The following is a 20,423-nucleotide window of genomic DNA, read 5'->3' as shown; positions in this document are numbered from 1 at the left end:
TCCTACGCCGTGGGCAGGTGCCCGCCGTCGACGCGCACGGCGGTGCCCGTGACGTAGGCAGCCTGCCGGCTCGACAGGAAGGCGGCGACCGCGCCGTACTCCTCGGGGCGGCCGTAGCGCCCGGCGGGGATGGTGGCGCGTGCATCGGCCTCCACCTCGGCGACCGTGCGGCCCTCGCGTTCGGCGCGGGCCCGGTCCAGGGAGTCGGTGCGCGGCGTGGCGACGCGGCCGGGCACGATGACGTTGGCGGTCACGCCGTCCGCGGCCACCTCCCGGGCCAGCGTCTTGGACCAGGAGTGCAGCGACGCCCGCAGGGTGTTGGAGATCCCCAGGTTCGGGATCGGCGCGATCGCCCCCGAGGAGGTGCTGGTGATGATCCGGCCCCACCCCCGCTCGCGCATGCCCGGCACCACGGCGTCGGTGAGCGCGATGACGGGCAGGACCATGGACGCGTAGTGGTCCTGCCACAGCCCGATGTCCTGGCCCAGGGCGGGCGTGGGCGGCGGGCCCCCGGTGTTGTTGACCAGGATGTCGACCGGTCCCAGGTCCCGGGCCACGTGTGCGGCGACCTCGGCGGCCCGGCCGTGGTCGGCCAGGTCCCAGGCCAGCGCGAGCGCGGACACCCCGTGCTCGGCGCAGGCCGCCACGGTCGCGGCGAGGCGCTCCTCGTCGCGACCGGTGACGGCCACGTTGACGCCCTCGGCCGCCAGCGCCACGGCCATCGCCCGCCCCAGGCCGGAACTGGCCGCGGTGACCAGTGCGACCCTGCCTGCGATCCCCAGGTCCATGTGAGTCCTCCTGCTCGTCGTGTTGTGCGCATCCTGGCAGGCGGACCGGGCGCGGGCGGCACCGGGGCGGGTCGGCACGACCGGTCGCGGTGCTAGTTCGACCGGCTGTGCGGGTCGGTGCGTCAGGTCGTCAGGCCGTCAGGTCGACCGGCGGGTTGGCCCTGGAGTACTCGGGTGCTTCCGGTGCGAGCAGACCGGCGCCCGCGGTGGCGACGACGGCGTCCACGGTGAACTCCACCGACCGCTCCCGGGTCGGTGAGCCCTCCACCCACCGGACGCGGGCGCGCCCGGTCAGCTGCAGCAGGTCGCCCGTCTCCCAGTCGGGGACGAGCAGCCCCGCCCGGGGTTCGACCCACATGTTGCCCAGCGTGTTGAACATGGCGTTGCCGACGTAGTCCGGCCAGCTGAGCAGGGTGGGCGAGTGCACGCGCAGGAACCCGGGGCCGCCGCCCCGGTGGCTGGCGTCCGCCTGCCCGGTGTCGGAGCGCGTGGCGACGAAGAACGTGTCGGCGCGCCGGACGAGGGCCTGCTGGTCGGGGGTGAGGGCGTCGCCGTGGACGGGCTCCGGGCGGGAGGCCGCGGCGGGGACCGGGGTGCGCTTCTGGATGTACTTGGGGCAGTTGGCGTAGACGTCCTCGGTCGCCAACCGCAGGCCCGCGCCGTGCGGTCGGCTGGTGCCGTTGAGGCGCATGCGCCGCCGGCGGGCCGGGTCCAGCGCCAGGGCCCCGACGGGGACAAGGCCCTGGCGCAGCCGCTCGGCGAGCGGGTCGCCGCGGTGCGGGAGGGCGGCGACGTCGACCGTGCCGTCGTCGGGGACCTGGAGGAAGCCGGGCGGCCCGGTCAGCAGCGAGCACCAGGTGCGCCCGTCGGTGTCGGCCGCTCCCACCACCAGGAAGGTGCGGGCGGTGAGGAAGTCGGCGGCCACGTCGGGCACCGACGCGCGGATCGCGCGGGCGGTGTGGCCCGCCTGCTGCGAGAGCGCGGCCCGTTCCTGCACGGCGAGCTCGCCGCGGTGGTAGGAGCCCATGGCTCCTCCTCTCTGTGGTTCCGTGCCGGTCGTTCTAGAAGAACCCGCAGGTGGGGGCTTCGGTGGTGGGAGCCTCGGCGTCCTCGGCGCCGGAGGGGGCGTAGATCTCCAGACGGATGCCGTCCGGGTCGTGGAAGAAGATCCCGCCGGAGGCGGCTCCCTCGCCGTGCGGGACGACGCCGTCGTAGGCGAACTCCACACCGGCGGCGCGCAGCTCGGCCTCGGTCCGGCGGACCTCCTCGATGGTCTCGACCTGGAACGAGAGGTGGTGCAGGCCGGCGGAGTCGGTGCGGAAGGCGTGCGTGCTCTGCTGCCAGAGCGTGACGACGAGTCGGCCGTCGCGGCCGAGGAGGGCGAACTCGCGGCCCTCCTCCTTGCCCTCGCCGATCGTCTCCAGGCTCAGGAGGCGGTTGTAGAAGTCGCGGGAGCGCTCGATGTCGGTGACGTTGAGTCCGACGTGTCCGGTGGTGGCGGTGGACGCGGCCATGGTGTGCCTCTTCTGCTGGGGGTCACAGCCCGATCGCCGTAACCGTTGAAAGTGACTTTAAGGGTTAGTCGTGCGCAGTGTCAACCACTCAAAAGACTTTCAAGGGTTAGCGAGGTAGGGTTGGTACCATCCACACGGCGCTGAGCGGGGGAGGACACATGGGGGAACGCAGGGCCCGGCCGCTGGTCGGTGAACCCGTGGCCATGGATCTGCTCAACACCCGCTGGGTGGTGGGCGGAGCGCTCCAGGACCTGTTGGTCTCGCTCGACGGCCTGTGCCAGTGGCTCGCGGAGACCGGGCTGGACGCCCGCTTCGACGCCGACAACGCCGCGCTCGACCGCCTCCTGCGCGTCCGCGGCGCGCTGTCGCGCCTGATGGCCGACCCGGGCGATCCCGGTGCGCGCGCCGCCCTCAACGACACCCTCGCCCACGGGTGGGTCCGGCGCCGGCTCCTGGAGGGGGCCGGGGGTGGACCCGGCGTGCCCGGCTTCGAGGTCGAGTTCGACGACCCCTCCTGGGGTCCGGCGTGGACGGCCGCCGACGACTACCTCGACCTGCTCAGGGCCCCCGACCGCATCCGGGGGTGCGCCAACCCCGACTGCGTTCTGTGCTTCTTCGACACGTCCAAGAACGGCACCCGCCGCTGGTGCTCCATGGCCGGGTGCGGCAACCGCGCCAAGGCCGCCCGGCACCAGGCCCGCGGGCGGACCGGCCGGACGGCCTGAGGCGCCGGGTCAGAGCGCGGGCAGGTCCACGGCCGGGCCCTGGAGCCGTACGTCGGCACCCGGGCGGCCCAGCAGCCAGCCCAGCAGGTGCGCGGTGGTGCCTCGCACCGACGTCGCGCCCGAGCCGGACACGGTGTCGAGGTCGGTGTCCGTGGCGGTGATCCGTACGGGCGGCAGCAGGTCGCGGCTCCGCCAGACGTCCACCAGGCCCTCGACGGCCCGCCGGGCGAACGCGGCGTCCCAGTCCGCGATGCCGTAGCCCAGGTCCAGGTCGACGTGGTGCACCTCGATCTCCCGCAGGCGCAGCCAGGCCAGGGCGGATCCGGGCACCCGCAGTCCGCCGCGCATCTCGACCGTGCCGGCCAGTGCCTCGGGCGGCAGGGCGGTCAGGTCCGCGTCCAGGTCGGCGGCGGTGTCCACGACCTGCCGGACCAGGGCGGCGGCGTCCTGGCGGGCACCCGTGTCGATGTCGGCGTCGCGCTGCTCCTGGCCGGCGTACATCGGCGTGCGCACGCCGGTTCTCGCCCAGGTCGCCAGGTTGCGCAGGCCCAGGGCGTTCTGCGCGACGTGGCTCAGCACGTGGGCGCGCGACCACCCGGGCAGCGGGGAGGCGGCGCCGAGTTCGTCGGGAGTGGCGGCCCGTGCGGTCGCCACCAGGCGCGCGGTCGCCGCGCGCAGCTCCTCCAGGGTGCGGTCGAAGGTGTCGGGCTCGGGCTGTGCGGACGTGGTCATCGTGCCCCTCGGTGTCGGTGTGCGGGTACGCAGCGTATCGCCGGACCCCGCGGGCGTCCTGTGCGCCAATTATGGATAGTCTTACTACCGATAGTGGATAGTATGGCTATCAATAACGACCGGTCGCCCAGCGAGAGGCAAGGGACCCATGTTCTCCACACTCGGCAGGTTCACCGTCCGGCACAGGTGGTGGGTGCTGGCCGCCGCCGTCCTGTTCGTCGTCGCGGGCGGTGTCTGGGGCGCCGGGGCGGGCGGCACCCTGGGCGGCGGTGGCGGCCTCGACGACCCGGGGGCCGAGTCCACGCGGGCCGACCACATCCTCCAGGACGGCCTCGGGCGCCACACCGCCGACGTCGTCGTGGTCTACGAGAGCGACGAGCTCACGGTCGACGACCCGGAGTTCCGGGAGCTGGTCGAGGAGGCGGTGGAGCGGGTACCGGCCCACACCTACGACTGGCACGAGACCTACTGGTCCACCGGCTCGGCCGACCTCGCCACCGCCGACGGGCACAAGACCTACGTGTCCTTCCAGCTCGCCGGGGCATCGGAGGAGGAGCGGGTCGAGGCCTACCAGGAGCACGACTACCCGGCTCTGCTGGCGGCCCCGGGGCTCGACGAGCGCTTCGGCGGCCTGGTCGCGGTCAACGACCAGTTCAACGGCATGAGCTCCGAGGACCTGCGCACGATCGAGCTCGTCGCCACACCGCTGCTGCTCGTCATGCTGGTCTTCGTCTTCCGCAGCGTGGTCGCCGCGCTCCTGCCGCTGTCCGTCGCGGTGTTCGTGGCCGTCGGCTCCCTGGCCGTCCTGCGCGCGGTCGGCGGCCTCGTGGAGCTGTCCACCATCGCGATCAACGTGGTGGTCGTCCTCGGGCTGGGCCTGGCCACCGACTACGCCCTGCTCATCGTCACCCGCTTCCGCGAGCAGCTGGCGCGGGGCCAGGCGGTGGACGAGGCCGTCGCGCGCACCATGGGCACGGCCGGGCGCACGGTCGTGGTCTCCGGCCTGACCATCGCGGCCACCCTGGGCGGCCTGCTCGTCTTCCCGTCGCGCTTCCTGACCTCCCTGGCCTGGGCCGGGGTGAGCGTCGTGGTCTTCGCCGTCCTGGCGGCCGTCACCCTGCTGCCGGTCCTGCTCCACCTGGCCGGACACCGCGTCAACGCGCTGCCCGTGCCGCTGCCGCGCCTGCGCCGGTTCCGCCCCGCCCGCGCCGACCGCGCTGCGCGCCCCGCCCGCGCCGACGAGGACCGCTGGTACCGCACCGCGCACGCGGTCATGCGCCGTCCGGTCCTGTGGACGGTCGGGCTCTCGACCGCGCTGGTCCTGCTCGGGTCCCCGCTGCTCGGCGCGAACTGGGCGCGCCCGGCCGAGTGGGCGCTGCCCGAGGGCACCGACTCCAAGGTGGTCACCGCGGAACTGGTCGAGGACTTCGGCCACGACCCGACCAAGATCGTCACTGCCGTGGTCACCATGCCCGGATCCGCGCGGACCCCCGCGGCCGGGCGCGAACTCGACGCCTTCGCCGAGCGACTGGTGGCCGTCGAGGGCATCCACCGCGGCTCCGTCACGGGCACCCGCGACGACCTCGCCCGGATCACGCTCTACTACACGATGGACCCGATGGGCCCCGACTCCCGGCCGATGACCGAGGCGCTGCGGGCGGTGCAGCCGCCCGACGGCGCCGAGGTGCTGTTCACCAACCGGCCCTTCGGCGTGGCCGACATGCTGGACATGATCGGCGAACGCCTGGTGTGGATGGCCGCCATCGTCTCCGTGATCACCTTCGCGGTGCTGTTCATGGCCTTCGGATCGGTGGTCATGCCGCTCAAGACCCTGGCGCTCAACGTGCTCTCGCTCTCCGCCGCCTACGGCGCCATGGTGCTCGTCTTCCAGTACGGCCTGCTGTCGGGGCTGCTCGGCTTCGAGCCGACCGGCTACATCGACGCGAACATGCCCCTGCTGGTGGCGGCGATCTCCTTCGGGCTGGCCATGGACTACGAGGTGTTCGTCCTGGCCCGCATCCGCGAGCACTACCTGCGCGAGGGCGACCCCGTGGAGGCCACGGCCCGGGGCATCCAGCACACGGCGCGCATCATCACCGCCGCGGCCCTGCTCCTGGGCGTGGTCGTGGCCGCGTTCGCCCTCACCCGGATCAGCGTGCTGATGATGATCGGCGTCGGCCTGGTGGTGGCGCTCGCGGTCGACGCCACGGTCGTGCGGGGACTCCTGCTGCCCGCGACCATGCGCCTGCTCGGCCACTGGGCATGGTGGTCCCCGGCCCCGCTGGCGCGCTGGTGGGCCAGGTACGGGCTGCCCGAGGAGGACGGCGAGGACCCGGCGCCCTACGCCGCCCCGGACCGGAGCGCCGACCGGCTCGCCGGGCGCGCCGGCGGGCTCTGACACCGGCGCCCTACGCTCCAGGCGCGGGCTTCCCGTCCTCGCGGCTCTCCCCGTCCTGCCGGCCCCCTCCGTCCTCCCCGTCCGTGTCCCGGGCGGGGACCCCCGCCAGGCGGGGGGTGGCCGCGTTCTCCTGGGCGATGCGCCGCAGAGCGCTGAGCACGACATCGCCCAGCGCCGTCCACACCACGAGGCCTTCGGCCATGCTGTCCACGTCGGGGCGGCGCAGCAGGACCTCGATCTCCGCGGCGACCACGCGCTCGGCGGCCTCGGCGTAGACGTCCAGGAGGTCGAGCTTGTCCTGCTGGCCGAGCCGTTCCAGGGCCACCAGGACCGAGGCCAGCGTCCCGCGGGCGGGGTTGGTGGGCACCGACCGCCAGCCGCGGCGCTCGACGAGGTCGTCCACCCGCTCCGTCGCCCTCGCCCAGTCCCGCTCGTCGCCGTCCTGGCGCTGGGGCGGGGTGCTCATGGCGAACTGGGCCTTGCCGACCGCGGTGAGCATGTCGTGCTCGGGGGCGTCCACCTTGGCCAGCACGTCGCGGGCGGTGGCGATGGACAGCCCGCCCACCTCCACCAGGGCGCGCACGAGCTTGATCCGGCGGACGTGGTCCTCGCCGTACCGGGCCTGGTTGCGGCTGGTGCGCTCGCCCGGCGGCAGCAGGCCCTCGCGGACGTAGTACTTGATCGTCGGAGCCGGAACACCGGTGACCCGACTCAGTTCCGAGATCCGCATGGACAGGCCCTTCTGGCACGGCCGTTCCCGGCCGCCGCGGACCGGTGGAGGCCTTGGGTAGTAGGCATTCGCACTGTCCAGGATAGGGGCGCGACAGGTCGGCGCCCGGCCCGCGCACGGGCCGGGCGCCGACACGGCCCGGGTCAGGAGTCGTTCGGTACCACCACCGCGCGTCCGGACAGTTCGCCCGCCTCCAGCTTGCGATAGGCCTCCAGGGCGTCGTCCATGCCGTAGCGCTCGACCTCCGGCGCGATCTGCCCGGCGCGGAACATGTCCACGACCTCCCACAGGTCCTCGACCGTCCCCCAGTACGTGCTGGTGACGTAGGACTCGTAGGGACTGGTGAAGAACGACCACTCGTGCGTGCCGCCCGCGATGCCCACGACCGTCAGCCGAGAGCCCTGCGCCATCGTGGCGGCGGCCGTCGAGATCGTGGGCGTGACCCCCACGAAGTCGAAGGCGGCGTCGACGCCCCGCCCGCCGGTGAGTTCGCGGATCTCCTCGGCCTGGTGCTCCCCGGGCGCGACCGTGCGGGCGCCGTGGCGCTCCGCGCGCGCACGCGCGTCCGGCTTGGTGTCCGTGGCGATGACCGTGGCGCCGGTCAGGGCGGTGAGGATCTGCACGGCGATCTGCCCGAGCCCGCCCAGCCCGATCACCAGGGCGTGGCGCCCGCCGCCCGCCAGGTGGGGCAGCGCCTGCTTGACCGCGTGGTACGGGGTGAGCCCCGCGTCGGCCAGCGGAGCGGCGAGCACCGGGTCGGCGTCGCCCAGCGGTACGAGGTGGTGGGCGGGGGCGACCATGTAGTCGGCCATCCCGCCGTTGCGGCCCAGCCCCACGGCCAGGTACGGCATCGTGGCGACGTTCTCGCAGTAGGTGTCCTGCCCCCGGGCGCACTTGCGGCAGTGCCCGCAGCCGACCGGCCCGTAGACGAGGTAGGCGCCGCCGACATCGACGTGCGTGACCCCCTGGCCGAGCTCCTCGACCCACCCGGCGTTCTCGTGCCCCAGGACGAAGGGCGGCTTCTGGGCGCCGGGCTGCCCCTCTTCGAAGTGCCGGTAGACGCTGACGTCGGAGTGGCAGGCGCCGGCGCCCGCGACGCGGAGCAGGACCTCGCCCGGGCCCGGACGCGGCCTCGGCACCTCGGCGAGCGACGGAAAGGTCCCGTAGTTGTCGAAGACCACAGCGCGCATCGGCTGTCCCCCTGTGTCGTCAGTCGATCGCTCGACGCTATCAACGCGGGTCGGCGGCCTCCGTCAACGCGGAGCACGCTTTCGGTCCTTTTCCGTTTGACCCCGATGAGTTCCGCGTCCCCCGAGGGTCGAACAGGACAGACTCACCGTCGACCCCTCCCGGAGGACACCGTGAACCGCCGACCCAGTCTCGACAGCATGCTGCTCGCCACCCACGACCCCGCCCGCCTGCACGACTGGTACGCCGCCGTACTGGACCCGCAGGAGGACGACGACGTGGACGGCTACCGGGTGCTGCGCTTCGGTCACTTCCACCTGCTCATCGACCACCGCTCCGACGTCGCCGCCAGGGCCGCCGAGCCCGCCAGGGCCATCATCAACTTCGACGTCGGCGACGCCCGCGCCGTGGCCGAGCGCATGGACGCCGCGGGCACGGAGTGGCTCGCGCCCCTGGAGGACCGGGACGGCAGCCTCTTCGCCACCGCCCTGGACCCCGACGGCAACTACGTCCAGATCATCCAGCTCAGCGAGAAGCACCGCGCCGCCATGGAGAGCGGCGCCTGACACAGGGGGAGAAGCCATGGTCACCGCCACGCACGTGTTCGGGTCGTTCGCCGTCCCGGACACCGCCGAAGCCCGCGCGTTCTACGCCGGGACGCTCGGCCTCGAGGTCGGTCCGGTCGCCGGCATGGAGGAGCAGGGGCTGATCGAGATCGACCTCGGCGAGGGCCGGAGCGTCCTCGTCTACCCGAAGCCGGACCACGTCCCGGCCGTGTTCACCGTCCTCAACCTGGTCGTGGACGACGTCGAGGCCGCCGTCGACGAGCTCGCCGACGCGGGCGTGCCGACGCTGCGCTACGAGGGATTCGACCAGGACGCCAGGGGCATCGCCCGCGGCGACGGCGGACCCGCCGTCGCGTGGTTCGCCGACCCGTTCGGCAACGTGTGTTCTGTCCTACAGGAGGCGTAGCGTGACGGTCATGGTGGACCACGGAGCGGACCAGGACTTCGCCGAGCTCGCCGACCCCTACCGGCGGGAGCTGTACGCGCACTGCTACCGGATGCTCGGCTCGGTACACGACGCCGAGGACCTGGTGCAGGAGACCTATCTGCGCGCCTGGCGGGCCTACGACCGCTTCGAGGGGCGGTCCAGCCTGCGCACCTGGCTGCACCGCATCGCCACCACGGCCTGTCTCACCGCCCTGGAGCAGCGCGGGCGGCGCCCGCTGCCCACCGGGCTCGGCGGTCCCGCCGAGCCCGAGGGGCGGCTCGGCGAGCGCCCCGAGCTGCCCTGGCTGGAACCGGTGCCCGACGCCCTGGTCGGCGCGGACGGCGACCCCGGCACGGTGGTCGCCGCCCGAGAGAGCGTCCGGCTGGCCCTGGTGGCGGCACTGCAGTACCTGCAACCGCGCCAGCGGGCCGTCCTCGTCCTGCGGGACGTGCTGCGGTTCAGCGCCGCCGAGGTCGCCGACATCCTGGGCGTCTCCGTCCCGGCGGTCAACAGCCTGCTCCAGCGCGCCCGCGCGCAGCTGGCCAGGTCCGCCCCGGCGGAGGACCGGGTGGAGCTGCCCAGGGCCGAGCAGAAGCAGGTCCTGGACCGCTACGTCGCGGCGTTCGAGAACTACGACATCAGCGGGATCACGTCGATGTTCACCGCCGACGCCGTCTGGGAGATGCCGCCCTACACCTCGTGGGTGCGCGGCGCCGAGCACATCGGCCGCCTCATCCGGTCGAACTGCCCGGCCAGGGGGCCGGGGGACATGCGGATGCTCCCGGCCGCCGCCAACGGCCAGCCGGCCTTCGGGCTCTACATGCGCGGCGCGGACGGCGTCCACCGCGCCTTCCACCTCCAGGTCCTGGACCTGACCGGGAGCGGCGTGGCCCACGTGGCCGCGTTCTTCGACGTCTCGCTCTTCCCGAGCTTCGGCCTGCCCGCCGCTCTGGAGACGGTTTCCGGTTAGGGCACGGAGCGCTCGATCACCGCTCGTGCCCGCTCCGTCCGCTCCTCCTTCACCCGGGCGAAGTGCGCGAAGTCCGCGGTGTGCTCCTCGATCAGGCCGTCCTGGGCCGCCGCCTTCGCGTCGCGCCAGGCCTCGACCACCGAGGCCGCGTCCTTGCAGGCCGTGTCCGCCGTCGCCACCTCGATCTCGGCTGCCGAGGGGTCGCCCTCCCGGTCCGCCCACCGCGGGTCGTTCTCGGCCTCGGCGGGGGTGGGGTGGTCGAAGCCCCGCTCGGCCATGCACGCGCTCCAGTCGGCGAAGGCCTCCACGACCGCGGGGTCGCTCTTGGAGGTCTCGAACGCCGTGTGGATGTAGGAGTTCAACACATTCTCGTCCATGTCGGGGACCCCGGCCATGACGTCCTCCTGCGCCTCCTGGAGGCATCCGGCGCCGCCCTCGTCCGCGTGGGCCGCCCGGTACTCGGTGGCCGGGAGGTTCTCGCGTCCCTCCCGTATCTCCTACAGGAGGACCTCGTCGGCCGACCTCGGCACCGGGCCGTAGCCGTACCGCTCGGCCATCCGCGCTTCGATGACGCCGTACCGCCGCCGGTGCGGCGGGTCGGTCGTGTCCTCGTCGGGTGCCGGGAGCACCTCCCAGTCCATCCCGTGCGCGCGCATGCAGTCGCGCACGAGCAGGTCCTCGGCGTAGCGGAGCGTGCGCATCTCGAAGGGGGAGAGCGTGTGCTCCTCGAAGGGAAGGGCCGGCGCCCGGGCCTGCTCCCCGGCCGGCAGGAAGCCGTCCCCGCAGGCGTCCCCGCCGGCGTCGTCTCCGGCGCCGCAGGCGGTGAGGCCGAGGGCGAGGGCGGCGCACAGGGCACCCGCGGCCGGAAGAAGGCCTCGTCTGTTCATTCGTCGCTCCTGTCCACGGGAACGGGGGCGGGGAGGCCGGGCACTGGGCGCCCGGCCTCCCCGGTGGATCACCAGATGTAGATCGAGCTGATGTTGTTGTCGAACCCGTTGTTGGTCAGGTCCTTGTCGGACGAATTCGCCTGGGCGTAGTAGGACGGTCCGCGATAGCCCGAGTCCTTGTAGAAGGACGCGGGGCTGGACTGGTTCTTCATGGAACTGGCGTTGTCGTTGACCCCGCGGCAGCCCGAACCGCTCCAGCAGTTGTTGGACAGGTTGCTGTCGTTCCCGGAGGTGCGGTAGAACCCGCCCTTGTAGTCGTCGTGCTCGTAGAGGTAGATGTACGTGGCCTGCGCCTCGACCATGGGGGAATTGAAGATAGGCCATTCGCCAGAATAAAAGAAGGAAAACCGCGTGGCCGCATCGAGTCGCTGTTCGCCCGTTTGGTTCATGGATTTATGGCCGAAGTCGGCCAGTTCCTGTGAATGGTGGCGTGCAATGGGGCTGCTGGTTTCGATGGTGGGCGCCCACGCGAAACGCTCGGCCGGGTATCCCGGCCGAGCGTTCGGCGACGTACGGAGCCGTGGCGCGGGCCCGGCGGGATAGGCTGTGCGGCGTCCGCGCCCGAGCGGCGCGGGAGTCCGCGAGCTGCGAAAGCGAGAGCATGAGCCCTTCGATCGCCACCAACACCCGGGTCGACCTCGACGGCCTGCTGGACTTCGTGCGCCCCCGCCACCGCGCCCTGCTCATCACCCGGCGGGCCGACGGCGACCCGCAGGCCTCACCGGTCGTGTGCGGGGTCGACGCCCAGGGACGGATCGTCGTGTCCACCTACCCCGAGCGCGCCAAGACCCGCAACGCCGCACGCGACGGCCGGGCGAGCGTGGTCGTCCTCTCCGACGACTTCGACGGCCCCTGGGTGCAGGTCGACGGCGACGCCGAGGTCCTGGACGGCGAGGCGGCGGTGGAGCCGCTGGTCGAGTACTTCCGGGTGATCTCCGGCGAGCACCCCGACTGGGACGAGTACCGCGCTGCCATGCGCCGCCAGGGCAAGGCCCTGGTGCGCGTCACGCCCCGGCGCTGGGGACCGGTCGCCACCGGCGGCTTCCCCGCCGACCGGGTCTAGGACCCCCACCCGGCCTGCGGGCCGGTCAGTCGGCGCGGGCGTGGCGGTCGATCTCGGCGAGCTCCTCGTCGGTGAAGTCCAGGTGCCCGACGGCCGCCACGCTGTCCTCCAGCTGGGCGACGCTGCTCGCGCCGATCACCGCCGAGGTCACCCGGCCGCCGCGCAGTACCCAGGCCAGCGCCATCTGGGCGAGGGTCTGGCCGCGGCGCCCGGCGATGGCGTTCAGCGCGCGGATCCGCCCCATCACGGCCGGGGTGAGGCGGTCGGCGGTCAGGAACGGGCTCGACCCCGCGGCCCGTGAACCCTCGGGCACCCCGTCGAGGTAGCGGTCGGTGAGCAGTCCCTGGGACAGCGGCGAGTAGGCGATGGAGCCCGCGCCCACCTCGTCCAGGGCGTCGAGCAGGCCGTCCTCCACCCACCGGTTGAACATCGAGTACGAGGGCTGGTGGATGAGCAGCGGCGTACCCAGCCCGCGCAGGATCCGCGCCGCCTCCCGGGTCTGCTCGGGGGAGTAGTTCGACACGCCCGCGTACAGGGCCTTGCCCTGGCGTACCGCCGTGTCCAGCGCGCCCATGGTCTCCTCCAGGGGCGTGTCCGGGTCCGGCCGGTGGCTGTAGAACACGTCCACGTACTCCAGGCCCGTCCGCCCCAGGCTCTGGTCCAGGCTGGCCAGCATGCCCTTGCGCGAGCCCCACTCGCCGTACGGGCCGGGCCACATGTGGTACCCGGCCTTGGTCGAGACGACGATCTCGTCGCGGTAGCGGCGCAGGTCGCCGGCGAACACGCGGCCGAAGTTCACCTCGGCCGCGCCGGCCGGCGGGCCGTAGTTGTTGGCCAGGTCGAAGTGGGTCACTCCGAGGTCGAACGCCCGCAGCAGGACCGAGCGCTGGACCTCGATCCCCCGGTCGTCGCCGAAGTTGTGCCACAGGCCGAGGGACAGCGCGGGCAGGCGCAGCCCGCTCCGTCCGCAGCGGCGGTAGGGCATGGTGTCGTAGCGGGTCGGTGCGGCGACGTAGCTCACGCGAGGCTTCCCTTCGAGGCGTCCACGGGACACGATCGGGTCCATCCTCGCACCCCGGCGGTCGGTGCCGGCCGCACCGGCCGCCGCGCGTCAGCGGCCCGGCGGCTCGGGGTCCTCCCGCCCCTCCTCGCCCTCGTGCGGATCGGCCTCGGTGGGGCCCCGGGGCAGGCGCCGGTCCCACCCCGTGGGATACCGCCGCCCGTCCGGACCCTCCTCCCAGTACTCCTCCGAGCGCACGGCTCGCTGCGCCCGGAGCCGGTCCCAGCGGATGACCGCGAGAACGATCAGGATGAGCACGATCGGAACGGTCACCGACACCACTACCGCGATCGGCCACTCCATCGTCGACTCCCCCCTCCGGCGGCCCGGACCTACAGGGTCGACATCAGGTCGCGGCAGGCCTGCTCGCAGATCTGGCACTCCCGGGCGCAGATCCGGCAGTGCGAGTGCTGGTCGGCGTGCTGCTCGCACTCGGCCCGGCAGACCGCGCACACCTTCGCGCACGCCTCCAGGACCGCGCGCAGCACGCGGGCGTCCGACCCGGTCTGCCGGGTCAGCACGCGCCTGGTGGCCTCGCACACCTCCGCGCAGTCGAGGTTGGTGCGCACGCACACGGTCAGGTCCGCCACGGACCGCTCGCTCAGGCACGCGTCCGCGCACGCGTCACAGGCCTCGGCGCACGCCGCGCAGGCGTCGATGCAGGCCCGCAGGCGGGCCCGGTCGACCCCGGTCATCGATCCGGGGTAGGTCTCCAGCATCTGCTCGGTGATGCTCATGGTCCACTCCTTTCCCTCCTCGTCCGGGTGGAGCCGTCCGCGGCTCCGGTGAGGCCGCCCCCGCGGCATCACATCAGGTCGCGCGGCACGGCCTCGGACCACTCGCGGGAGAAGATCCGCTCGTCGCCCTCGTAGGCGTCCAGGGTCGCGTAGACGCGGAACTCCTCCTCGGTGCACTGCAGCGACGCGTGCGTCTCGGTGCGCGTGCGCCACTCGCCGCGGGCGAAGCGCATCGTCCACGACGACCGCCCGCGCGGCGACGTGAACTCCGCGGCGACGGAGTCGTAGTCCTCGTAGGCGCGCCGCCCGACGTCCAGGTCGACGCCCTCGAAGTGCATGATCCCGCCGTCCTTGACGATCTCCAGGGACGACCGGGTGTCGACCAGGTCCCGGTGGACGGTCCAGCGGTGCTCGGGCGGCTCCCTGCGCTCGTGGGCGATCTCCGGCGCCGCCTCGGCCTCGCCGAACGGGTGCGGGGCGGGGTCCTCGTTCGCGGACACCGGGCGTACCGGCAGGGTCAGGTTGCTGCCCTCGGGGTGCACGGTCATCAGGAACTTGCGCGGCGGCGGCCACGCCAGCGGCCAGTACGAGGTGGACAGCGAGAGCCGGATCCGGTGGCCGGCGGGGAAGACCTGCGCGACACCGTTGAGGGTGACCGTCACCCGGTACCGCTCGCCCGGTGTGAGCGGCTCGGGGTGGTCGTGGCTCTCCCGGTGGGTGAGGTTGAGCAGCCCGAAGGTCACCCGGGTGGCGCTGCCGTCGGGCGCGACGTCGCACAGCCTGGCCGCGACCATGGCCACCGGCTCGGTGACGCTGACGTCCAGTTCGGCCGCGGCCGAACCCAGGATCTCGACGTCCTCGGACAGGACGTCGGAGTCGAAGACCAGGGAGCCGCCGTCCTCCTCCCGCTGGTCGTAGGGCAGGTCCGGCGGCGCGTTGTAGGACGCCCACTTGCCCGCGAACTGGCCCACGGTCAGGGGGGAGCTCACCGTGAGGGAGTCGGTCCCGGCCTCGTCCTTCGGAGCGTTGATCCGGTACCGGGACAGGGGGTAAACGGTGCGTTCGACGCGGTCCGAGGGCCAGGACTCCTCGCGGACCCACCGGCCGGGGCGGTCCTCGTAGGCGGTCGCGGGCGGGACGCTCTCCTGCATCCAGGCCCACAGCGCGGGCCCCTCGCCGGCACCGTTGTCCTCGCCCTTGAGCCAGTGGTCGAACCAGCGCACGACCTCCTGCAGGTAGCCGATGGCCGGCCCGGGGCGCCCCAGGTACGGGTAGCGGTGCGACCAGGGGCCGACCAGCCCCCGGCGGGGCACGTCCAGGTGCTCCAACAGGCGCAGGACGGCGTTGGAGTACCCGTCGGCCCAGCCGCTGGCCGCCAGCACGGGACAGCGCACGGACGAGTAGTCCTCGCACACCGAGGCGTGCCGCCAGTAGTCGTCGCGCCGCTGGTGGCGGAGCCAGTTCAGGATCCACGGGTCCACGGCGTCCAGGCGCTCCAGCCACATGTCCCGCCACCGGTCGCCGACGGTCGCCGGGTCGGGTGGGCAGGTGGAGTAGGCGAACATGGTGCCCGCCTCGGCGAGGTTGTCCGAGAGCAGGCAGCCGCCCATGTAGTGCATGTCGTCGGCGTAGCGGTCGTCGGTGAAGCAGTTGATCGCGATCGCGCCGAGGCTGGGCGGGCGCCGGGCCGCCACCTGCAACGCGGCGAAGCCGCCCCAGGACAGGCCGAGCATGGCGGTCCGGCCGTCACACCAGGGCTGTTCCGCCAGCCAGGCCAGCACCTCCTCGGCGTCCCGCTGCTCGCGTTCGAGGTACTCGTCGGTGAGCACGCCCTCCGAATCGCCGGTGCCGCGCAGGTCCACGCGCACACAGGCGTACCCGTGCCCGGCGATGTAGGGGTGGTGCATCGAGTCGCGGACCGACGTCAGGTCCCGTCTGCGGTAGGGGATGTACTCCAGGACCGCCGGAACCGGACCGGTGTCGGCCTCCGCCGGCCGCCACGAGCGGCCGGCCAGGCGGACCCCGTCCGACATCGGGATCCAGAAGTGCTCGTCCTCCTGGACGGCGTAGGGCAGTTCCTCCACCACCTGCATGAGTCGACCTCCTCAGCGTGTGGTCGCCGTTCGGTGTTCAGTCGGTGTCGAACTCGAACCGCATCCCCTCGACGCAGCGCTCGTACTTGGCGCGCATCGCCACGCCGTCCTGCGCGCCGATGGTGATCTTGGCTAGCTCGAAGCTGTAGCTGTCCTGGGCGTCCAGCTCCGTGAGGGGGACGCCCCGGTCGGGGACGATCTCGATCGAGACGCCCGGCAGGGCCTCCTCCAGCTCGCGGACCTCCTCGTCGGTGGGGACGCGCACGGGGACGCCGTCCTCCCCGAACCTGCGGTGGAACCACTGGCCGGCCACGGCGTACTCCCCGCCGCCGGCGGGCAGGTCGGGGCTCCGCCCGAGCGCCAGCCGGAGCATGCGCTCGTGGTTGGGGATGCCGTCCACCAGCTCGAACAGCTCGGCGTGCGCCTGGGAGTGCCGGGGGTTGATCTCCACGACGTCGAGCCGGTCCTCGACCGGGTCGTAGAAGAACTCGACGCTGAACAGCGTGTTGTCCAGACCGACCTGGCGGATGGCCTTCGTGGCCACCTCGGCCATGCGGCGGCTCACCTCCTCCGGCAGTTCCGAGGGGTACCGGTGGCACAGGAAGGCCGGGCTGCCCGGATAGTCGACCGAGTCCAGAGTGCTGTAGACGACGGGTTCGCCCTGGTGCACGTAGCCCTCGACCGCCACCTGGACACCGTGCAGGGCCGCTTCGGCCAGACAGCTCCTGCCGCCCACGGACGCGATCTCCGGTGGGAGGTCCACGTGGGCGAGGATCTGTTCGAAGGGGACTCCGATCCGGTCGATCCCCTCTCGCAGCTTCCGCAGGGCCTCCTCGAAGTCACGGTCGTCGTCGACGCGGAAGGCCAGGTCCGACGAGGCGGACTTCACCGGCTTGACCCACATCGGGAACCCGAGCTCGGGCGGTTCGGTGTCGTCGAGCTGCACCAGCGCGAACGCCGGGTGCTCGTCGATGACCTTGCTCTGTTCGAGCCTGCTCCAGTACTTGTGCTCGCACCTGACCACGGACTCCAGGGCGGGGGACCGGAGGCCGTACTCCGCGCACAGGATCGGCACCATCAGCGTGACGGGAAAGTCCCAGTAGCCGACGATCGCGTCGACCGAGCCGTCGAAGCCGTCCAGGATCCGCCTGGCCTTGGCCAGCATCTCCTCGATGTCGACCTTGTCGTCGCGCAGTTCCTCCAGGGGCAGCAGTTCGTGGAAGCGGCAGTGCTCGGCGCTCGGGGTCCTGAGCAGGACCTGGCGGTTGTGCTCCTCCATGCCGACCACGAAGACGTTGTCCACCTGTCCGCACCACCCTTCTGTGATCCGTGTCGGCGTCCGTCGTGGGTGCGACTACCCGAGTTCGTCGAAGCGAATCGGAAGGAGCGGGCACGTGGTTACGGGTCGCGGCCGAGGGGTAGCCGTACCCCTACAGCCGGCCGTACACAGGACCGCCACAGGCCGAGCACACCAAGGCGGGAGTGAAATCCATGAACCGGAAGACGCCGCCGATCCCGGACTACGAGGGTCTGCCGATCGCCACGCTGCAGCACCGGATCCGCTCGCTCGACGAGGAACAGATGAGGGAGCTCATCGCCTACGAGGAGCACCACGGCAACCGCACCGGAGTCCTGGAGATCCTGCACCAGCGCCTGCACGGACTGGAGGAGGGAGCCGAGCCCTCCGAGGGCGACCAGGCCTTCCAGCCGGAGACCCCGGGGCCGCCGCAGGGCGGATCGCCGGTCGGGGAGGACACCACCGCGCCCAGGCAGGGCCTGCCGCCGGAGGGTTACCCCGAGGCGCGGCGCTAGGGCGCCGTACAGGCCCCGGCCGCGATTTCGCGCGAGGAGCACGGGTAGCCGAACACTCGCACGGGGCGCGGACCGGACGCGAACGAACCGACGCGGACCGACGACGAACGGGGGAGTGGTATGGCCACGGCAGGCACCACGCCGACCGCCTCCTGGGGGCGGTCCCCATGATCCGGTGGACGCTACCCGCGGCCCTGGCCGCCGGGCGCTGGGCCCTGTCCCGGCGCCGGCGGCGACGCCGCCGAGCACGCCCGGTGGAGCTGGTCCCGTGGGCGGTCGCCGGAGCGGCGGCGGGGGTCTCCGCCTCGGTGCTGGCCGAGCACCGCCGCGCCACCCTGTTGAGGGGCAGGGCCGTCCTCGTCACGGGCGGCTCCCGAGGGCTCGGGCTGCGGCTCGCCCGCGAGTTCGGCTCCTACGGCGCGTCCGTCGCCGTGTGCGGCCGGGACCGCGACCGGCTGGACCGGGCCGTCGCCGGGCTCGCCGGACGCGGGATCCGCGCGCACGGCATCCAGTGCGACCTGGCCGATCCCGAACAGGCGCGGGCCATGGTGGAGGAGGCCGCCGAGCGGCTCGGCGGCCTGGACGTGGTGGTCAACAACGCGGGCGTGCTGCGGGTGGGACCGCGCGCCACCATGACGACCGCGGACCTGGAGGAGGCCATGGCCGTCATGTTCTGGGGCCCGTACCACGTCGCCCGCGCCGCCTGGGAACGGCTGCGGGAGTCCCAGGGCTCACTCGTCACCATCACCTCCATCGGGGGCCACCTGGCGCCGCCGCACCTGTGGCCCTACGCCTGCGCGAAGGCCGCGCAGGTCGCGCTCTCCGAGGGGCTCGCCGCCGAGAGCCTGGGCACCGGAGTCCGTGTGACCACGGTGGTTCCCGGCCTCATGCGCACCGGCTCGCACCGGGCCGTCCTCTTCTCCGGGGCCCCGGAGCGCGAGTACGCCTGGTTCGCCCTGTGCGCGGGGCTGCCCCTGCTGTCGATGAGTGCCGACCGGGCCGCGCGCCGCGTCGTGCGCGCCACGGTCCGCGGCCACGGCTACGTCGTCCTGACCCCGGCGGCCCGTCTGGGGATGGCCGCGCACGGCCTGGCGCCGGGCCTGACGCAGCGGGTGTCGGCGCTGGCCGGATGGCTCCTGCCCGCGGTGCCGCCCGAACCGGAGGAGCGGCCGGGCACCGAGGCGGCGGTCCAGGGGGTGCCGGGACAGGTCCTGGACGCGCTCACCGCACTCAACGAGGACGCCGCCCGGCGCCTCAACCAGCCCGCCCGCGCCGGGAGCGCGCCACCCGGCGGCGGCGCATCCGAACCCGATCCGGGGAGGTCGGCATGACGCGCTTCGGATACTTCCTCGCCACGGAGGAGCACGGCCCCAGGGATCTGGTCGAGCAGGCCAGGGGCGCCGAGTACGCGGGGTTCGAGGGCCTGTGGATCTCCGACCACTTCCACCCGTGGGTGGACGCCCAGGGGGAGAGCCCCTTCGTGTGGTCGGTCATCGGCGCGATCGGCGAGGCCACCGACCTGCCCGTCACCACGGCGGTGACCTGCCCGACCACGCGTGTGCACCCGGCCGTGATCGCGCAGGCGGCGGCGACCTCGGCGCTGCTGGTCCGCGGCGGCTTCACCCTCGGTGTGGGCACGGGCGAGGCGCTCAACGAGCACGTGCTCGGGCAGCCGTGGCCGCCCGCGTCGGTGCGGCTGTCGATGCTGGAGGAGGCCATCGGGCTGATCCGCGACCTGTGGAGCGGCAAGGTCGTCACCCACCGGGGCGAGCACTACACCGTGGACACCGCGCGCCTGTACACGCTGCCCGAGCACGCGCCGGGCATCCACATGTCCGCGTTCGGGCCCAAGGCCGTCGACCTGGCCGCGCGGGCGGCGGACGGGCTCATCGTCCTGTCGCCCGACACCGAGCCCATCGAGGCGTTCCGGTCCCACGGCGGACCGGGCCGTCCGGTGCAGGCGGGCCTCAAGGTGTGCTGGAGCACCGACGCCGACACCGCCCGGCGGATCGCCTACGACCGGTGGCCCACCGAGGCGCTCGCGGGCGAGTCCCTGCAGGTGCTGCCGCAGCCCAAGCACTTCGAGGAACTGACCGAGGCCCTGGTGACGCCCGAGATGGTCGCGGAGAAGGTCCCGTGCGGTCCCGACCCCGAGGCGCACGTCGCCGCGATCCGGCCCTTCGTCGAGGCGGGCGTCGACGAGGTCTACATCAACCAGATCGGCGACGACCAGGAGGGCTTCTTCGAGTTCTACTCCAACGAGGTCCTGCCCCGCCTACGGCGCCTCGAACGCGCCTGACCGGTCGTGCGGAGCGCGGACCACCCGTTCGCGCCCGGCGCCCCACGCGCCCATCGAAGGAGGACGTTCCATGCACACCAGAGCACCGGCCCTGCGGTACCCCGACCCGCTGCCGCCGGATCCGTTCCCGCCGAGCCCGGTTCCGCCCGATCCGCACCCGCCGACGCCGGAGCCCGTTCCGCCCCCGGAGCCGCCGGCGCCGGAGCCGCCGGGACCCGAGCCGGAGCCCGAGCCCGTCTGAACCGGGCGAAGGGGCCGGGCGGAAGGCCGCCGCGCCCCGCGCCCTATCCGGAGCGTGAGGGGTCTTGACTTCTGAGTGACCGGCTCCTAGGTTGCCGGTCACAGGAAGGACTCCTTCTCGTTTCCGTGGCGCC

The 20,423-nt window shown here is 73.0% G+C and carries 24 protein-coding genes; 10 read left to right on the top strand and 14 right to left on the bottom strand.

The window, feature by feature from the left end:
- Positions 1-2: 2 nt before the first annotated feature.
- From HNR10_RS05030 to HNR10_RS05020, 3 genes are all read right to left on the bottom strand, one after another.
- Positions 3-788, bottom strand: coding sequence for an SDR family oxidoreductase (locus HNR10_RS05030; protein WP_179821220.1), 786 nt, complete (start codon positions 786-788; stop codon positions 3-5).
- Between the two features lie 130 nt (positions 789-918).
- Positions 919-1,815 (bottom strand): pyridoxamine 5'-phosphate oxidase family protein, encoded by an 897-nt coding sequence (locus HNR10_RS05025; RefSeq protein ID WP_179821218.1) that lies wholly within the window; start codon positions 1,813-1,815, stop codon positions 919-921.
- A gap of 34 nt (positions 1,816-1,849) precedes the next feature.
- A complete protein-coding gene (locus HNR10_RS05020; protein WP_179821216.1) occupies positions 1,850-2,302 on the bottom strand; it encodes a VOC family protein in 453 nt (150 codons plus the stop codon).
- Between the two features lie 158 nt (positions 2,303-2,460).
- Between HNR10_RS05020 and HNR10_RS05015 the strand changes: the two genes are divergently transcribed.
- Positions 2,461-3,027, top strand: coding sequence for a CGNR zinc finger domain-containing protein (locus tag HNR10_RS05015; protein WP_246406064.1), 567 nt, complete (start codon positions 2,461-2,463; stop codon positions 3,025-3,027).
- A gap of 9 nt (positions 3,028-3,036) precedes the next feature.
- Here HNR10_RS05015 and HNR10_RS05010 read toward each other — a convergent pair whose 3' ends face one another.
- Positions 3,037-3,759, bottom strand: a complete 723-nt coding sequence (locus HNR10_RS05010) for a maleylpyruvate isomerase family mycothiol-dependent enzyme (protein ID WP_179821214.1) — start codon at positions 3,757-3,759, stop codon at positions 3,037-3,039.
- A 148-nt stretch (positions 3,760-3,907) separates the two neighbouring features.
- Here HNR10_RS05010 and HNR10_RS05005 point away from each other — a divergent pair, with 148 nt between their 5' ends.
- A complete protein-coding gene (locus HNR10_RS05005; protein ID WP_179821212.1) occupies positions 3,908-6,157 on the top strand; it encodes an MMPL family transporter in 2,250 nt (749 codons plus the stop codon).
- A gap of 10 nt (positions 6,158-6,167) precedes the next feature.
- Here the strand turns inward: HNR10_RS05005 and HNR10_RS05000 are convergent, their stop codons facing one another.
- Together HNR10_RS05000 and HNR10_RS04995 are read right to left on the bottom strand one after the other, a co-directional pair.
- Positions 6,168-6,887: a MerR family transcriptional regulator gene (locus HNR10_RS05000; protein WP_179821210.1), complete on the bottom strand. Its 720-nt coding sequence runs from the start codon at positions 6,885-6,887 to the stop codon at positions 6,168-6,170.
- A gap of 143 nt (positions 6,888-7,030) precedes the next feature.
- Positions 7,031-8,077, bottom strand: a complete 1,047-nt coding sequence (locus HNR10_RS04995) for an NAD(P)-dependent alcohol dehydrogenase (RefSeq protein ID WP_179821209.1) — start codon at positions 8,075-8,077, stop codon at positions 7,031-7,033.
- 198 nt (positions 8,078-8,275) lie between these two features.
- Between HNR10_RS04995 and HNR10_RS04990 the strand changes: the two genes are divergently transcribed.
- From HNR10_RS04990 to HNR10_RS04980, 3 genes are read left to right on the top strand one after another with little or no spacing between them, the layout of a single operon-like run.
- Positions 8,276-8,641 carry a VOC family protein gene (locus tag HNR10_RS04990; RefSeq protein ID WP_246406745.1) on the top strand — a complete coding sequence of 122 codons (366 nt, stop codon included), beginning with the start codon at positions 8,276-8,278 and terminating at the stop codon, positions 8,639-8,641.
- 16 nt (positions 8,642-8,657) lie between these two features.
- Entirely contained in the window at positions 8,658-9,047 is a 390-nt protein-coding gene (locus tag HNR10_RS04985) for a VOC family protein (RefSeq protein WP_179821205.1), read from the top strand.
- A 1-nt stretch (position 9,048) separates the two neighbouring features.
- Positions 9,049-10,038 carry a sigma-70 family RNA polymerase sigma factor gene (locus HNR10_RS04980; protein WP_179821203.1) on the top strand — a complete coding sequence of 330 codons (990 nt, stop codon included), beginning with the start codon at positions 9,049-9,051 and terminating at the stop codon, positions 10,036-10,038.
- On the opposite strand, the gene HNR10_RS04975 is transcribed toward HNR10_RS04980, so the two are convergent.
- The 3 genes from HNR10_RS04975 to HNR10_RS04965 all read right to left on the bottom strand — a co-directional run bounded on the left by HNR10_RS04975 (position 10,035) and on the right by HNR10_RS04965 (position 11,287).
- Complete coding sequence (locus tag HNR10_RS04975; protein ID WP_179821201.1) at positions 10,035-10,433, bottom strand: hypothetical protein; 399 nt, start codon at positions 10,431-10,433, stop codon at positions 10,035-10,037. The genes HNR10_RS04980 and HNR10_RS04975 overlap by 4 nt on opposite strands.
- Before the next feature lie 102 nt (positions 10,434-10,535).
- Complete coding sequence (locus HNR10_RS04970; RefSeq protein WP_179821199.1) at positions 10,536-10,925, bottom strand: hypothetical protein; 390 nt, start codon at positions 10,923-10,925, stop codon at positions 10,536-10,538.
- Between the two features lie 68 nt (positions 10,926-10,993).
- Positions 10,994-11,287 carry a peptidase inhibitor family I36 protein gene (locus HNR10_RS04965; protein WP_179821197.1) on the bottom strand — a complete coding sequence of 98 codons (294 nt, stop codon included), beginning with the start codon at positions 11,285-11,287 and terminating at the stop codon, positions 10,994-10,996.
- Positions 11,288-11,586: 299 nt separating this feature from the next.
- Here HNR10_RS04965 and HNR10_RS04960 point away from each other — a divergent pair, with 299 nt between their 5' ends.
- Positions 11,587-12,048 carry a PPOX class F420-dependent oxidoreductase gene (locus tag HNR10_RS04960; RefSeq protein ID WP_179821195.1) on the top strand — a complete coding sequence of 154 codons (462 nt, stop codon included), beginning with the start codon at positions 11,587-11,589 and terminating at the stop codon, positions 12,046-12,048.
- 25 nt (positions 12,049-12,073) lie between these two features.
- Here HNR10_RS04960 and mgrA read toward each other — a convergent pair whose 3' ends face one another.
- From mgrA to HNR10_RS04935, 5 genes are all read right to left on the bottom strand, one after another.
- Complete coding sequence (gene mgrA, locus HNR10_RS04955) at positions 12,074-13,069, bottom strand: L-glyceraldehyde 3-phosphate reductase (RefSeq protein ID WP_179821194.1); 996 nt, start codon at positions 13,067-13,069, stop codon at positions 12,074-12,076.
- Between the two features lie 90 nt (positions 13,070-13,159).
- Positions 13,160-13,411: a hypothetical protein gene (locus HNR10_RS04950; protein WP_179821192.1), complete on the bottom strand. Its 252-nt coding sequence runs from the start codon at positions 13,409-13,411 to the stop codon at positions 13,160-13,162.
- Positions 13,412-13,440: 29 nt separating this feature from the next.
- The gene (locus HNR10_RS04945; RefSeq protein WP_179821190.1) at positions 13,441-13,845 is read right to left on the bottom strand and encodes a four-helix bundle copper-binding protein; all 405 of its coding nucleotides are present in this window, start codon (positions 13,843-13,845) and stop codon (positions 13,441-13,443) included.
- Positions 13,846-13,913: 68 nt separating this feature from the next.
- Positions 13,914-15,938, bottom strand: a complete 2,025-nt coding sequence (locus tag HNR10_RS04940) for a CocE/NonD family hydrolase (RefSeq protein ID WP_179821188.1) — start codon at positions 15,936-15,938, stop codon at positions 13,914-13,916.
- A gap of 37 nt (positions 15,939-15,975) precedes the next feature.
- Positions 15,976-17,241, bottom strand: a complete 1,266-nt coding sequence (locus tag HNR10_RS04935; protein WP_312889119.1) for an ATP-grasp domain-containing protein — start codon at positions 17,239-17,241, stop codon at positions 15,976-15,978.
- Between the two features lie 188 nt (positions 17,242-17,429).
- Here HNR10_RS04935 and HNR10_RS04930 point away from each other — a divergent pair, with 188 nt between their 5' ends.
- From HNR10_RS04930 to HNR10_RS04915, 4 genes are all read left to right on the top strand, one after another.
- A complete protein-coding gene (locus HNR10_RS04930; protein WP_179821186.1) occupies positions 17,430-17,750 on the top strand; it encodes a hypothetical protein in 321 nt (106 codons plus the stop codon).
- Positions 17,751-17,917: 167 nt separating this feature from the next.
- The gene (locus HNR10_RS04925; protein ID WP_179821185.1) at positions 17,918-19,081 is read left to right on the top strand and encodes an SDR family NAD(P)-dependent oxidoreductase; all 1,164 of its coding nucleotides are present in this window, start codon (positions 17,918-17,920) and stop codon (positions 19,079-19,081) included.
- The gene (locus HNR10_RS04920; protein ID WP_179821183.1) at positions 19,078-20,049 is read left to right on the top strand and encodes a TIGR03557 family F420-dependent LLM class oxidoreductase; all 972 of its coding nucleotides are present in this window, start codon (positions 19,078-19,080) and stop codon (positions 20,047-20,049) included. Before HNR10_RS04925 ends, HNR10_RS04920 begins: the two co-directional genes overlap by 4 nt.
- 70 nt (positions 20,050-20,119) lie before the next feature.
- Positions 20,120-20,290, top strand: coding sequence for a hypothetical protein (locus HNR10_RS04915; protein WP_179821181.1), 171 nt, complete (start codon positions 20,120-20,122; stop codon positions 20,288-20,290).
- Positions 20,291-20,423: the final 133 nt, after the last annotated feature.

This window comes from Nocardiopsis aegyptia, assembly GCF_013410755.1.
GTDB classification, from domain to species: domain Bacteria; phylum Actinomycetota; class Actinomycetes; order Streptosporangiales; family Streptosporangiaceae; genus Nocardiopsis; species Nocardiopsis aegyptia.
This window is presented reverse-complemented; position numbering and strand designations above follow the sequence as displayed.

Bases quoted from the DNA above. Each gene is read 5' to 3' on its own strand.
- HNR10_RS05030 (WP_179821220.1), bottom strand. From the start codon at position 788: ATGGACCTGGGGATCGCAGGCAGGGTCGCACTGGTCACCGCGGCCAGT.
- HNR10_RS05025 (WP_179821218.1), bottom strand. From the start codon at position 1,815: ATGGGCTCCTACCACCGCGGCGAGCTCGCCGTGCAGGAACGGGCCGCG.
- HNR10_RS05020 (WP_179821216.1), bottom strand. From the start codon at position 2,302: ATGGCCGCGTCCACCGCCACCACCGGACACGTCGGACTCAACGTCACC.
- HNR10_RS05015 (WP_246406064.1), top strand. From the start codon at position 2,461: ATGGGGGAACGCAGGGCCCGGCCGCTGGTCGGTGAACCCGTGGCCATG.
- HNR10_RS05010 (WP_179821214.1), bottom strand. From the start codon at position 3,759: ATGACCACGTCCGCACAGCCCGAGCCCGACACCTTCGACCGCACCCTG.
- HNR10_RS05005 (WP_179821212.1), top strand. From the start codon at position 3,908: ATGTTCTCCACACTCGGCAGGTTCACCGTCCGGCACAGGTGGTGGGTG.
- HNR10_RS05000 (WP_179821210.1), bottom strand. From the start codon at position 6,887: ATGCGGATCTCGGAACTGAGTCGGGTCACCGGTGTTCCGGCTCCGACG.
- HNR10_RS04995 (WP_179821209.1), bottom strand. From the start codon at position 8,077: ATGCGCGCTGTGGTCTTCGACAACTACGGGACCTTTCCGTCGCTCGCC.
- HNR10_RS04990 (WP_246406745.1), top strand. From the start codon at position 8,276: ATGCTGCTCGCCACCCACGACCCCGCCCGCCTGCACGACTGGTACGCC.
- HNR10_RS04985 (WP_179821205.1), top strand. From the start codon at position 8,658: ATGGTCACCGCCACGCACGTGTTCGGGTCGTTCGCCGTCCCGGACACC.
- HNR10_RS04975 (WP_179821201.1), bottom strand. From the start codon at position 10,433: ATGGCCGGGGTCCCCGACATGGACGAGAATGTGTTGAACTCCTACATC.
- HNR10_RS04970 (WP_179821199.1), bottom strand. From the start codon at position 10,925: ATGAACAGACGAGGCCTTCTTCCGGCCGCGGGTGCCCTGTGCGCCGCC.
- HNR10_RS04965 (WP_179821197.1), bottom strand. From the start codon at position 11,287: ATGGTCGAGGCGCAGGCCACGTACATCTACCTCTACGAGCACGACGAC.
- HNR10_RS04960 (WP_179821195.1), top strand. From the start codon at position 11,587: ATGAGCCCTTCGATCGCCACCAACACCCGGGTCGACCTCGACGGCCTG.
- HNR10_RS04950 (WP_179821192.1), bottom strand. From the start codon at position 13,411: ATGGAGTGGCCGATCGCGGTAGTGGTGTCGGTGACCGTTCCGATCGTG.
- HNR10_RS04945 (WP_179821190.1), bottom strand. From the start codon at position 13,845: ATGAGCATCACCGAGCAGATGCTGGAGACCTACCCCGGATCGATGACC.
- HNR10_RS04940 (WP_179821188.1), bottom strand. From the start codon at position 15,938: ATGCAGGTGGTGGAGGAACTGCCCTACGCCGTCCAGGAGGACGAGCAC.
- HNR10_RS04930 (WP_179821186.1), top strand. From the start codon at position 17,430: ATGAACCGGAAGACGCCGCCGATCCCGGACTACGAGGGTCTGCCGATC.
- HNR10_RS04925 (WP_179821185.1), top strand. From the start codon at position 17,918: ATGATCCGGTGGACGCTACCCGCGGCCCTGGCCGCCGGGCGCTGGGCC.
- HNR10_RS04920 (WP_179821183.1), top strand. From the start codon at position 19,078: ATGACGCGCTTCGGATACTTCCTCGCCACGGAGGAGCACGGCCCCAGG.
- HNR10_RS04915 (WP_179821181.1), top strand. From the start codon at position 20,120: ATGCACACCAGAGCACCGGCCCTGCGGTACCCCGACCCGCTGCCGCCG.